The sequence below is a fragment of the Thiomonas sp. 13-64-67 genome (genome assembly GCF_002282795.1).
In the GTDB taxonomy this organism is placed as follows: Bacteria; Pseudomonadota; Gammaproteobacteria; order Burkholderiales; family Burkholderiaceae_C; genus Thiomonas; species Thiomonas arsenitoxydans.
On record NZ_NCKP01000079.1, the window covers coordinates 1 to 11,641 of the forward strand.

An 11,641-nucleotide genomic window follows, 5' to 3' on the forward strand; every position below is an offset into this window, starting at 1 on the left:
GGTAGACGTGGCCAAGCAGGCCGCTGCCATGATCCTGCTGGAAAACGACCTCGGCGTCTTGCATGCCGGCATTCTCGAAGGTCGTCGCACCTTCGGCAATGTGATGAAGTACATCATGATGGCCACTAGCTCCAACTTCGGCAATATGTTCAGCATGGCTGCAGCGGCGCTCATCCTGCCTTTCCTTCCCATGCTGCCGCTGCAGATTCTGCTCAACAACCTGCTCTACGACTTTTCAGAACTGCCGCTGCCGCTGGACAACGTGGATGAAGAGGATCTGGTGCGCCCGCGGCGCTGGGACATGACCTTCATCCGCAACTTCATGCTGACCATTGGCCCCATCAGCTCGCTGTTCGACTTGCTGACTTTTTACTTGCTGATGACATTGCTCAAGGCCGACGAGACCCTGTTCCATACCGGCTGGTTCGTCGAGTCCATCGCCACCCAGGTGCTGGTGATCTTCGTCATCCGCACCCGCCGCAATCCGCTGCGCAGCCATCCGCACCCCTGGCTCACTTGGCTGTCGCTCGGCGTGGTCGCATTGGCGATGCTGCTTCCGTTCTCGCCGGTCGCCAGCGGCCTGGGATTCGTGCCGCTGCCGCTGGAGTTCTTCGGCCTTCTGGCCGTGTTGCTCGCGGTCTATCTGTCTCTGGTGGAATTGGGCAAGCGCTGGTTCTACAAAAGATATGCCGCACCCGCGGAAAATTAGTCTGCGGAGCGGCATTAGAGGCGTCGAACTGCCGCTCTGCGGCAGTCTATCGACTCGTAATCCCAACGCAGTTCGCGCACATTAGTGTGCGTTCGCCTGACGCGTCAGTACTTCGAGGCGGGCGATGACGACGGCCAAGCCGTCGGATGCGGGGAGGGTCTGCGACGGATTCGCCGCGAACTGTGCGTCCGACTGGGCCTGCCGCACCTTGGCAGCCTGAACGAGTGAGTCCCAGTCGGTCCGTGGGTCGTAGTCATCGCGGCTGGACTGCGCTTCAATTGCTTGGATTTCGGCCCAAGTTTTGCCGATCAGGTTCGGGTTGTCTTGTTGCATGGGGTTCAGGATTCGTTCTTTCGTATCAGCATCGCATGAAAAGTTTGTACTGCAACCCTTCAACTCCGCCAACCCCGTCCGGGCTTCGCCGAGGGCAGGACACTTTGGAATCTGTGAGACTGGGTCGCGGAATCCGCGGTGCGACCCACAGTCTCATTGGGAGGGCGGCCAACACCCGCGTCAACGATCTGGACGCAGCAGGCCATATCAGCTTGACGATGGATCCCCACGGCGGCGTCTTTGTTCCTTAACCAGTCGTGAGTGGTGCCGCCGATGCACTGCTTGCCGGGTGGTGCGCCCTCAATCCTCAGGGTTCTGCGTCAGTTCGATCCGGAAAAGCGAACACGACTGGACTGTTTGCAACTGGAGCCGCACCACGACAGGACCGCTTGAACGTCTAATCGGGCTGCGCGCCCATGCATCGTCCAACCCCGAAATCAAGATGATCCTCCTCTTGCGGCCGCATCAAACAGTAACGAAGGAACTGGGCAAGCAAGTCGAGCACGCGATCCGTGTGATGGTCTTCAACCGACTGTGCGACGCAGAGTGCGTATTTCGGCGAACGTGACCGACGATTTCGGTCGAACGTGACCGGTCATGCAGCATGAGGTGTTGCGCGCTCACAGTTTAGGTTGGTCGGTCACGATTAGTCGGCTTTTTCCTCCATTTTTGGCGGTTTCGGAGCCTGGCGCAACGAGTCGCCGGTCAGGGTGAAGCGGTGGTGCTGCTGCATGAAACGGTCGAGGATAGCGTCGGCGATGGTGACGTCACCGATCCAGGCATGCCAGTGCTCGATGGGCAATTGGCTGTGTTGACGCCGACCGAGAATTGACCCACCTACAGTGATAGTGCCGATCCAAATTTGACCCGGGTGTTCAACCTACCCTGCCTTTTTTTTGAGCAGGGGAGAAGGAGTGATCACCATGGCCATGATTGGCAAAGTCAAGCGGATGTATTTTCGCGAGAAGAAGTCTGTTCGGGAGATCGTGCGGCTGACGAGTTTGTCGCGCACCACGGTGCGCAAGTGGCTCAAGACGCCGGTGCTGGAGGAGCCCAGATACCGGCGCAGCGATGAGGCGGGCAAGCTCACTGGGAATTGAGTGGGAATGCGTTCCCACAAACGGGCGTTTTTGGCACAAAAAAGCCACACGGCGTGTGGTGTGGGCCTGTTCTATAAGTTCCTGTTTTTCTTTTGTTTTCTTGGTGCGCCCGGCTGGAATCGAACCAGCGGCCCTTGGCTTCGGAGGCCAATACTCTATCCACTGAGCTACGGGCGCAGGCGGAAGGTGCGTTGTGACTTCCGTGCAACGCAACATCTTAACCTGATCGGGGGCTGTCGCGGCCGTAATGTCAGGAGGGCTTCTGCTTTGGCTGCCCGCAGATTTGACTTGAATTTGACTTGAGGTTCGGTCGACAGGGGGCGACGGTATGTCGCATTACAGAATGTTTCTGAATATGATGCGAATCAAATTCAGGATCTCTGGCGGGCGGTGTTGGGGTTGACCCCGTCGAGGGATCGTGTGCAACGCATATCATGTCGTCTGCAATTTTTCAGATTTCCACTTTTTACACTCGACCGCTATGAGCGCACCGCACTCGAATTCCCATTCCGCTTCTTCCAGTTCCGACGATGTGTCTGATCTGCCTTTTGCGCCGACTCTGCGCAAGATTCTGATGGTGATGGGCGTCGGCTTCATTGTTCCTATCGTCTTGTTGCTGTTGATTGCGTTTTACATCGGCAGCAGCAGCCAGCCACCGGCGGGTTCGGAGGCGCTGGCGACGGCTGAGGTGGATGCGCGGGTTGCTCCGGTGGGCTCTGCCGCAGTGGCGGCCAGCAGTCAGGCTGCGGCACAGCAGAATGCGGCCTCGATGACCACAGCCGCTGCGGCGCCTGCGGCTTCTGCTGCAGCGACAACGCCGGCGGGCTCAAGCAGCGGTGCCGCGGTGCCGGTTGCGGCGACCAAGGTGGACGGCAAGGGCTTGTACGAATCCACCTGTATCGCTTGCCACGGTGCGGGTGTGGCGGGCGCGCCCAAGGTCGGCGACAAGGCAGCCTGGGCGCCAATCATTGCGCAGGGCGACGCGGTGCTGTATGACCGTGCTATTCATGGCTACACGGGCAAGCTCGGCATGATGCCCCCCAAGGGCGGTTCTTCGGCGAGCGATGATGACGTGAAGGCCGCTGTGGACTATATGGTGGCTCAGTCGAAATAAGTGTCGAAGGGGGTGCTCCCCGCCTTCGTTGCGACAAAAAAGCCCGCGATCTGCGGGCTTTTTTGTCGCCAACTTCAGGGGGGATCGGGCCGAAAACCAAAGAACTCAGCAGGCGACTCGGTGAAGTGGCCGATGGTCAGGGGGACGGCGTTGGGCAGGCAGAGTTGTGTGCCCGGGGCATCGAGATGGTCGGCGAGCAGGGACATGTCGGCGCTGTGCAGCAGGCCGGGGCCGAGGTCGGTACGCAGCCACACCTGACCCCGATCATCCAGCCAGAGGGATTCGACCTTGCAAGCCTGGTCGGTATGCGTGCTCCAAAGTGCGCCTGCTCTGGCATTGTGATGCAGGCGGATGATCCACGGCGCGGCTTCCAGGCTGACATCGACCCGCTGCGGGCCGTTCTGAAAGTACCACGCGCCGGTGGCATCGACGGTGTAGTTGCGGCCGATGAAAGCGGCCAGGCCCGCATGCAGGACGGGGCCGGCGTCGGTTTTGTCCAGTCGCCCCTTTGCATCGCGAGGCCAGGTGGTGGGGCCAGCGTGATTGCGCATCCACCATTGGCCGCGCTGGTCGAGGGCCAGCCAGCCGGTGCAGCGTGGCACGCTGGGCCAGCGTGACATGGCTTGGAGTACCGCGCTGTCCATGGGTTAATTTCCGTGTTGGAAGAAGTGCAGCAGACGCTGCGGCAGCCAGTCGAGATGCCCGGGCAGGCTGCCTTGAGCAAAACCGACGTGGCCGCCGTGGGCGGGTTGCTCAAGCCGCACCCAATCTGAGACGGCGCTGGCGACGGGTAGCACGTCGGCGGGCTGGAAGGGGTCGTTGCGCGCGTTGAGAATAAGGGTGGGGACGCGAAGCTCGCGCAGATGCGGTTTGCTGGAAGCGCGCTCCCAATAATCGGCCGCGTCGCGGAAGCCGTGGATAGGGGCGGTGAAGGCATCGTCGAACTCGCCCAGATTGCGCGCACGCCGCACGCGCTGCGGATCGGCCAGCCCGGGGTGACGCGCGATCATGCGCAGGGCCTTGGGCTTGAGGGTGCGTAGAAAAAGCCGGGTGTAGATCTGGTAACTCATGCCGGTGGCGATGGCGCGGCCTCCGGCGGCCAGATCGAGCGGCGCGCTGACGGCCGCCACGGCGCGCACTCGCTGGCTGGCGGCCGCGCCCTGCTCTTGCGCCCAGCGCAAGAGCGCATTGCCGCCCAGCGACACGCCGGCGGCGTACAAGGGCGCGCGCGGGCGGGTCTTGGTGAATCTCTGGAGTATCCAGTCGATCTCGGTGAAATCGCCGGAGTGATAGGCGCGTGGCGCGCGGTTGTCTTCGCCCGAGCAGCCCCGGAAGTGCGGCACGGCGCATTGCCAGCCGACCTGGGCGCAGGCGGCGAGAATCGCCTGTGCGTAGTGGCTCTGCGACGAACCTTCAAGCCCGTGGAACAGTACCAGCAGGGGGGCGGAAGGGCCGAACGGGGCGTCCAGCCAGTCCACGTCGATGAAGTCGCCGTCGGGCGCCGTCCAGCGTTCGCGGCGCAACGCGGGGCGACGCGCGCCGGGACGTGAGATCAGTGCAGGCACCACCGTCTGCAACTGCCCGCCGGGCAGCCAAAGCGGTGCGGTATAGGGAGTTGCGGCCTTGGTCGAAGACACGGTGCGGGTAAGGAGGCCAAGCGGGACGCTATTCGTCGACACCCTCTCAGTGCAGGACGTCGGTCGGCGCCATGGCGGCCAGCGGCGCCTGCGGCGCGCCGGGGCTGGCGTGGTGCAGCACGATGCGCCACCCGGCGGCGGTTTGTACGAACAGATTGGTGGCGAGCACGAAGCCCCATTGTGGCTGGCCGTCCACATCGAGCGGCACTCGTTCGACCACGCTGTGTGCGGCGCTGGTCATGCTGTGCCAGCGGTGCTGTACCTCGGCATTGATCTGCAAACCGCCGTTGACAAACAGTTGCGCGAAGCCCTCGCGTATCGCTGCCTGACCGTCCAGCCGCTGGCCGCCGGGATGAATGCAGCAGATCTCGTCTTCTTCCGACCACAGGGCCATCAGCGCGTCGAGATTGCCGCTGGAAAGAGCCTCGTAGAACGCGGCTTCGACATCATCGGGCGAGTTGGTCCAGGGGGTTTGGGGCGGGAGCTTGCGGCGCGGCATGATGGGTCTCGGTCGTTGTGTCGGGTCAGCGGAACACCACGGTTTTGTGGCCGTTGCGCAGAATGCGATGCTCCACCTGCCAGCGCACGGCGCGCGCGAGCACGACGCTCTCCACATCCTGGCCGACGGCGGTGAGATCGGCCGCACTCATGGTGTGGTCGACGCGTTCGACGTCCTGCTCGATGATGGGGCCTTCGTCGAGATCGGCGGTGACGTAATGCGCCGTGGCGCCGATGAGCTTGACCCCGCGCGCATAGGCCTGCGCGTAGGGGCGCGCCCCCTTGAAGCTGGGCAGGAAAGAGTGGTGGATGTTGATGGCTCGGCCTTCGATCTGGGCGCAGAACTCGGCGCTCAAAATCTGCATATAGCGCGCGAGCACCAGCAGCGCCGCGCCGCTTTGTTGCATCACGCCGAAGAGGGCCTGTTCCTGCGCCCGCTTGGTTTCGGCGGCTTCTCCGGCCTTCAGCGGAAGATGGTGAAACTCGATGCCGTAGCTGCGCGTCAGATCGGCGAAAGTGGTGTGATTGGAGACGACGGCGGCGATGTCCATCGCCAGTTGCCCGGCCTTCCAGCGGTAGAGCAGATCGTTGAGGCAATGGCCGTAGTGACTGACGGCGATGACGACCTTGGGGCGAATGCGCAGATCGTGAAACTGAGCCTGCATGTCGAAGCGCTTGCGCACATCGCCGAACAACAGCGCGAGCTGGGCGGCGTCCTGCAGATGCTCCGGGGCGGAGAAGTGCACCCGCATGAAAAACAGCCCGGTGTCGGCGTCACCGTATTGCTGCGAATCCATGATGTTGCAACCCGCCTGATAGAGCAGGCCGGAGACCGAATGCACGATGCCGGGCGCGTCCGGGCACGAGAGGGTGAGAACGAATTCTGGCGGGGTGTGAAGCATACCGGGCCGTGCGGGACGGCAGGGAAGAAGGGCAAGCCCGCGATTTTAGGGCCCGGAAGCGAAGAGAGAACTAGAGGCGGAAATAGAGGCGGCGTATCAGCGAGTGAGCTGCACCGATCCCTGCACCGTGAGCTGCAGCGGGGTACGCCCTGTGGCCAGGGGTACGGCGGGTGCTTGCTCTTCGGCCATGGGCGCGGCGGCGCGCATCATCATGGGGCGGGGCTGCGGCAGTTGTCCCTGCGTGGGTTCGATGCTCAGGGTGCGCAGGGTGTAGCTGCCGTAGCCCAGCGCGCGCGCCGCCGTGGCGGCCTTGGACTTGAAGCGTGCAATGGCCGAATCGATCAGCGTGGTTTCCTCGCGGTCGCGCAGGGCCTTGGAGAGTTCGAAGCCGTTGGATTCGATCATGAAGCCCTGCTGCGCCAGTTGCCCGGCCATCTTGCCCAAAGCGGCAAAGTCGTGCGACTTGAGCACCAGTCCGGTGGCTGGGTGGTGAACGCCCCACTGCTGGCCTCGAAGTCGGGCACGGTGCGGGCCTGCTTCAAGGCCGCTTCGAGCGACTTGCTGACTTGCGCGGTGAGGCTGGCCGGGTCAGCCCCGCTGCGTTCCACGGCCAGAGTCATCACCCCGAGGTCGGGCACTACTTCAACCTGCGCCGTGGCCTGCAGATCGACCACCCCCGCGACCACCCCCGGGGTGGGCTGTGCAAGGGACTGCGCCTGCGCGGCAGCGCAGAACAGAAGGCTGGCGAGCCATAGACCGGCGACGGGTGAAACTGGACGCAAAACAGGACGTGATGACATGGTTTTTCTCGCAGACAAAGATCGGACGCGACTGGCGCAGACCCCAGACGCAGACCCTTAAGCCGAGTCTAAGGCAAGGCAGCGAACATTCCACCATCGCAACTCGTTTGAATCGTTTCGGAGGCAGTCATGCAAAGCAAAAAATCGAAGGTTTCGTCAAAACTCTGGGCCGCACTGGCGGCAGCGGGCATCATCGCCGGAGCCGGCACCATGGCCTATCAGTTCAGTTATGCCGAAACGGCGCCGCAGGTTGAGATGAACCACAAGGTCGTGCCGCTATTCAACAATCCGCCGGCCGCACCAGCGACCAATGTGGCGGTGAACGCGCCGAACTTCGCTTCCATCGTCAAGGCCTACGGCTCGGCGGTGGTGCACATCAATGTGAAGGGCGAAACCAAGGAAACGGTGCAGCAGCAACAGATTCCCAAGCAGTTCCAGAACGATCCGTTTTTCCGCTTCTTCCAGCAATTCAATAACGGCCAGCAGCAGGAAGTGCCGACCGAAGGGCTGGGCTCGGGCTTCATCATCAGCTCCGACGGGCTGATTCTGACCAACGCGCACGTCGTCAAGGGCGCCAGCTCGGTGCGTGTGACCCTCACCGACCATCGCACTTACAAGGCCAAGGTGCTGGGCTACGACACCAAGACCGACATCGCGGTGATCAAGATTCCGGCGACCAATCTGCCCACGGTGCGGCTGGGCAACCCGTCCAATCTGGAGCCAGGTGACTGGGTGCTGGCCATCGGTTCGCCCTACGGTTTCTACAACACGGTGACCGCGGGGATTGTGAGTGCCAAGAGCCGCTCGTTGCCCGACGACAGCATGGTGCCCTTCATCCAGACCGACGTGGCGGTAAACCCCGGCAACTCGGGCGGGCCGCTGTTCAACACCAAGGGTGAAGTGGTCGGCATCAACTCGCAGATCTTCACGCAGACCGGCGCGTTTGAAGGGCTGTCGTTCGCCATCCCGATCAATGTGGCCGAGCGCGTGGCCAAGCAGATCATCGAGCATGGCAAGGTGCAGCACGCACGGCTGGGCATCGCGGTGCAGACGGTGACGCAAAACCTGGCGACCTCTTTTGGTTTGCAAACGCCTCGCGGCGCGCTGGTCGCGCAGGTCGAGAAAGACAGCCCGGCATCCAAGGCCGGTCTCCAGCCGGGCGACATCATTCTCAGCGTGAACGGCCAGCCGGTGAACGATTCGGCCGATCTGCCGATGATGATCGGCCTGTCCGAGCCCGGCAGCAAAGTGACCCTGGGCGTGTGGCACGATCACAAGCAGCAGACCATCACCGCCGTTCTGGGCAACTTCAGCGACAACGTGACCCTCGCTTCGGCCAGCCCGGGCGCGCAGGGCGATCACGGCGGACTGGGTCTGGTGGTGCGCCCGCTCAACGCCAATGAAGAGCAGCAGGCCGGCGTGTCGCATGGGCTGTTGGTCGAGGGCGTCAGCGGCCCGGCGGAACAGGCCGGCATCCAGCCTGGCGACATTCTGATTGCGGTCGACGGCAAGTCGGTCAGCAGCATCGATCAGGTGCGTGGCATCCTGAAGAGTGCGGGCAAATCGGTGGCCTTGCTGATTCAGCGCGGCAGCAACCGCATCTTCGTGCCGGTACAGGTCGGCTGAAAACTTTCCTCAACTTCCTTTCCTCCAAGCAGTGTTTCGCGGGGCCGCTGGCCCCGCTTTTTTATGCGCGATCTGGCTGCGGGTGTGTTCTACACTCGGGTTTTCCCGAAGGAGTACACCATGTCGATCGCACAAAACCTCAAGAATCTGGGCATCAGCCTGCCCCCCGTTTCCACCCCCGCCGCTGCCTATGTGCCGTACGTGCAGACCGGCAATCTGGTGTTTCTCTCAGGCCATATTGCGAAAAAAGAGGGCAAGGTGTGGGTCGGGCAGCTTGGTACGAACATGGACACCGCGACCGCCAAGGAAGCGGCGCGCGCCATCGCCATCGACCTGCTGGGCACGCTGCAGGCCGCAGTGGGCGATCTGGAGCGGGTCAAGCGCGTGGTGAAACTGCTCGGTCTGGTGAACTCCGCGCCGAATTACACCGAGCATCATCTGGTGATCAACGGCGCGTCGGAGCTCATCGCCCAGGTGTTCGGCGAACGCGGCGCGCATGCCCGCAGCGCTTTTGGCGTGGCGCAGCTGCCGATGGGCGCCGCGGTGGAAATCGAACTGATCGCCGAGGTGTGAGAGGGTGTGAACAAATCCGCTATGTCCGCTCCTCGCGCCCAAACACCCCCGCTCGGCGTTGCGTTCGGCGTCGTAAGCGCGCGCCGTGCCGACGGGCACGGCTGTGCTTTGCGTCTTGACCGGGGGCGTTTGGACGCGCTGCTCGGCCACGCCGGATTCATTCACACCCTCTGAGGTGATACGCAAAGCCGAGCTGGGCGACGCCGAGGCGCTCGCCGCACTGTCGGGTCAACTGGGCTATCCCGCCACCGCGGCCCTCATGCGCGAGCGGCTTGCACTCGTCTTGCCATCAGCCGATCACGCGGTGTTTGTTGCCGAAGTGCAAGGGCGAGTGGTCGCCTGGACGCATGTGCTCAAAGTGCTGCATCTGGAGTCCGGGCTCTGCGCCGAAATTGCCGGGCTGGTGGTGGACGAGGCGCACCGCGGCGAAGGCCTGGGTGCGGAGCTGGTGCGCCGCGCCATCGACTGGACGCGTTCGCAGGGACTGGCCGTGCTGCAAGTCCGCAGCCGCGCCGAGCGCCTGCGCACCCATCAGTTCTATTTGCGTCTGGGTTTTGCCCAGACCAAGGTGCAGCACCTGTTCGAGCTGCGCGTGCCGGACTGAGCGTCAAGGAAACTAGAATGCTGCCGGTTTGCCGTACCGGGTTGCGGCACTTTCACGGTTCAGGGAGGAATCGGCATGTTTTTTCAGGATGATGACAACTACGTTCCCATTGTCGGCGTGGTTCTGGCGACCGTGCTCGCGACGGTGGCGGTGATTGTCGGCGTAGCCATCAAAGATGGCGGCGGGGCGCAAGGGCAGGCCGCAGCCGCACCGGCCACAGCTTCCGCGCCGTCCGCCCCCATGCTGGCGACCTCGATGCCGCAACTGATGAATGCAGAGGCCGATGGCGCTCGCGTGGTGGTGGAAAACGGGGTGATCAAGTTCTACTTCGCCAGTGGCAAGGCCGATCTGGCGGCGGGCGCTGATGCCGCGCTCAAGCAATTTGCCGAGGCCGTGGCGCAAGGGCACTCGGTGGTGATTAGCGGCTATCACGACGCGACGGGTTCCGCGGCGCTGAATGCCGAGCTGGCGAAGAAGCGCGCTTTCGCGGTGCGCGATGCGCTGGTGGCGCAAGGCGTGTCGGCTGATCGCATCACCCTCGAAAAACCGGCGGAAACGACGGGCGGCGCCAGCGGCGTCGAAGCTCGCCGGGTAGAGGTGGTGGTGAAGTAAAACCTCCGCACGACAACGCAAAAACGCCCTGCCTTTGTACAGGGCGTTTTTGTTGGCGTTCTGTTTTACGCGCGGCTCAGGCGGTCCGGCTTGAACGTCACCTCGAGCTTGCGACCGCGCCGGGCGCGTTTGCCGACATAAGCGGTTTGCTGTGCGGCGCTGAGTGTGGCGCTGCGTTCCGTGCCGCCACGACCTTTGCCGCTGACGAGCAGGGCGTCGCGTTCGGCGGCCAACTGCGCCACACTTTGCAGGGTTTCCTTGGCGTCGAGCGCCATCAGGGTGATCCCCCTTCCGCCGCGGGCCAGAGTTTTGACTTCTGCGGCCGGATAGAGCAGCAGGCGGCCGTCTGCGCTGAGCGTGGCCAGACGCCCGAAAGGGCCGCCGTCGGCGTCGGTGTCGAGCACCAGTGGGCGCTGCAGGGTGTCGCCGTCTTCGAGGGTGACGAAGGTCTTGCCCGCGCGCTGGCGGCTCTGGGCATCGCTGATGTGGGTGACAAAGCCGAAGCCCTGCGCCGTCCACAGCAGCAGCGCCGTGGTGCGGGCGCCCGCGAGGTAATGCAGGGCCTGCGTGCCCGGTGCGAGTTCGATGAAAGAAGTGACGGGCTGGCCGTCGCCGCGCCCGCCGGGCAGGTCGGCGACCTCGATGGAATAAACCCTGCCGTCGCTGCCGAGCACGACGAGGGGATCGACGCTGCGGCATTCGAACGTGGCGTAGAGCGCGTCGCCCGGCTTGAAGGTGAGGGCGGACAGCACCAGGCCGTGGCCTTTCTGCGCGCGCAGCCAGCCTTTTTGCGACACGATGACGGTGACGGCTTCATCGACCACCTTGACCTCGGCCACGGCGCGTTGCTCCGCCTGGATGAGGGTGCGGCGGTCATCGCCGAACTGTTTGGCGTCGGCCTCGATCTCGCTGATGATGCGCCGGGTCATGGCTTTTTCGTCGGCGAGCAGTTTTTGCAGTTCGGCGGCTTCAGTGCGCTGGGCGGCGAGTTCTTTGTCGATGCGGATGGCTTCCAGCCGTGCGAGCTGGCGCAGCCGCATGTCGAGAATGTCGTCGGCCTGCAACTCGGTGAGATCGAAGCGCGCCATCAGCGCCGGCCTGGGATCGTCGCTGTTGCGGATGGTCTCGATCAC

General features: G+C 63.4%; 14 protein-coding genes, 1 tRNA gene and 2 pseudogenes. 7 read left to right on the forward strand and 10 right to left on the reverse strand.

Annotated elements, in window-relative coordinates; genetic code table 11:
* Positions 1-709 (forward strand): cation transporting ATPase C-terminal domain-containing protein (locus tag B7X30_RS14055; RefSeq protein ID WP_286731369.1); only part of this gene is annotated, 709 nt, incomplete at its 5' end.
* A gap of 81 nt (positions 710-790) precedes the next feature.
* On the opposite strand, the gene B7X30_RS14060 is transcribed toward B7X30_RS14055, so the two are convergent.
* The gene (locus tag B7X30_RS14060) at positions 791-1,042 is read right to left on the reverse strand and encodes a hypothetical protein (protein ID WP_286731371.1); all 252 of its coding nucleotides are present in this window, start codon (positions 1,040-1,042) and stop codon (positions 791-793) included.
* Positions 1,043-1,688: 646 nt separating this feature from the next.
* Positions 1,689-1,850, reverse strand: a pseudogene (locus tag B7X30_RS14065) (ATP-binding protein); the annotation flags it as partial.
* 115 nt (positions 1,851-1,965) lie between these two features.
* Between B7X30_RS14065 and B7X30_RS14070 the strand changes: the two are divergent.
* Positions 1,966-2,133: pseudogene (locus B7X30_RS14070) on the forward strand (IS21 family transposase); the annotation flags it as partial.
* A gap of 110 nt (positions 2,134-2,243) precedes the next feature.
* Here B7X30_RS14070 and B7X30_RS14075 read toward each other — a convergent pair.
* Positions 2,244-2,319, reverse strand: a tRNA-Arg gene (locus tag B7X30_RS14075).
* Positions 2,320-2,623: 304 nt separating this feature from the next.
* On the opposite strand from B7X30_RS14075, the gene B7X30_RS14080 reads away from it, so the two are divergent.
* Positions 2,624-3,256 carry a c-type cytochrome gene (locus tag B7X30_RS14080; protein WP_286731374.1) on the forward strand — a complete coding sequence of 211 codons (633 nt, stop codon included), beginning with the start codon at positions 2,624-2,626 and terminating at the stop codon, positions 3,254-3,256.
* Positions 3,257-3,330: 74 nt separating this feature from the next.
* Here B7X30_RS14080 and B7X30_RS14085 read toward each other — a convergent pair whose 3' ends face one another.
* The 6 genes from B7X30_RS14085 to B7X30_RS15825 all read right to left on the reverse strand — a co-directional run bounded on the left by B7X30_RS14085 (position 3,331) and on the right by B7X30_RS15825 (position 7,093).
* The gene (locus B7X30_RS14085) at positions 3,331-3,900 is read right to left on the reverse strand and encodes a DUF2946 family protein (protein WP_286731377.1); all 570 of its coding nucleotides are present in this window, start codon (positions 3,898-3,900) and stop codon (positions 3,331-3,333) included.
* A gap of 3 nt (positions 3,901-3,903) precedes the next feature.
* Positions 3,904-4,935 (reverse strand): YheT family hydrolase, encoded by a 1,032-nt coding sequence (locus tag B7X30_RS14090; protein ID WP_465020152.1) that lies wholly within the window; start codon positions 4,933-4,935, stop codon positions 3,904-3,906.
* Between the two features lie 4 nt (positions 4,936-4,939).
* Positions 4,940-5,392, reverse strand: a complete 453-nt coding sequence (locus B7X30_RS14095; RefSeq protein WP_013122223.1) for a YybH family protein — start codon at positions 5,390-5,392, stop codon at positions 4,940-4,942.
* 25 nt (positions 5,393-5,417) lie between these two features.
* On the reverse strand, positions 5,418-6,293 hold the full coding sequence (gene purU, locus B7X30_RS14100; RefSeq protein ID WP_286731380.1) for a formyltetrahydrofolate deformylase: 876 nt from the start codon (positions 6,291-6,293) through the stop codon (positions 5,418-5,420).
* A 96-nt stretch (positions 6,294-6,389) separates the two neighbouring features.
* Positions 6,390-6,728 carry an SIMPL domain-containing protein gene (locus B7X30_RS15820; protein WP_286731382.1) on the reverse strand — a complete coding sequence of 113 codons (339 nt, stop codon included), beginning with the start codon at positions 6,726-6,728 and terminating at the stop codon, positions 6,390-6,392.
* Positions 6,695-7,093, reverse strand: coding sequence for an SIMPL domain-containing protein (locus B7X30_RS15825; RefSeq protein ID WP_286731383.1), 399 nt, complete (start codon positions 7,091-7,093; stop codon positions 6,695-6,697). Before B7X30_RS15825 ends, B7X30_RS15820 begins: the two co-directional genes overlap by 34 nt.
* A 129-nt stretch (positions 7,094-7,222) precedes the next feature.
* On the opposite strand from B7X30_RS15825, the gene B7X30_RS14115 reads away from it, so the two are divergent.
* The 4 genes from B7X30_RS14115 to B7X30_RS14130 all read left to right on the forward strand — a co-directional run bounded on the left by B7X30_RS14115 (position 7,223) and on the right by B7X30_RS14130 (position 10,508).
* Positions 7,223-8,719, forward strand: coding sequence for a Do family serine endopeptidase (locus B7X30_RS14115; protein WP_286731385.1), 1,497 nt, complete (start codon positions 7,223-7,225; stop codon positions 8,717-8,719).
* Positions 8,720-8,839: 120 nt separating this feature from the next.
* Positions 8,840-9,292, forward strand: coding sequence for a RidA family protein (locus tag B7X30_RS14120; protein WP_286731388.1), 453 nt, complete (start codon positions 8,840-8,842; stop codon positions 9,290-9,292).
* 175 nt (positions 9,293-9,467) lie between these two features.
* Positions 9,468-9,896 (forward strand): GNAT family N-acetyltransferase, encoded by a 429-nt coding sequence (locus B7X30_RS14125; RefSeq protein WP_286731391.1) that lies wholly within the window; start codon positions 9,468-9,470, stop codon positions 9,894-9,896.
* A 75-nt stretch (positions 9,897-9,971) separates the two neighbouring features.
* On the forward strand, positions 9,972-10,508 hold the full coding sequence (locus B7X30_RS14130) for an OmpA family protein (RefSeq protein ID WP_286731394.1): 537 nt from the start codon (positions 9,972-9,974) through the stop codon (positions 10,506-10,508).
* Positions 10,509-10,573: 65 nt separating this feature from the next.
* Here the strand turns inward: B7X30_RS14130 and B7X30_RS14135 are convergent.
* Positions 10,574-11,641: DNA gyrase C-terminal beta-propeller domain-containing protein (locus B7X30_RS14135; protein WP_286731396.1), on the reverse strand; the 1,068-nt coding region annotated here is incomplete at its 5' end.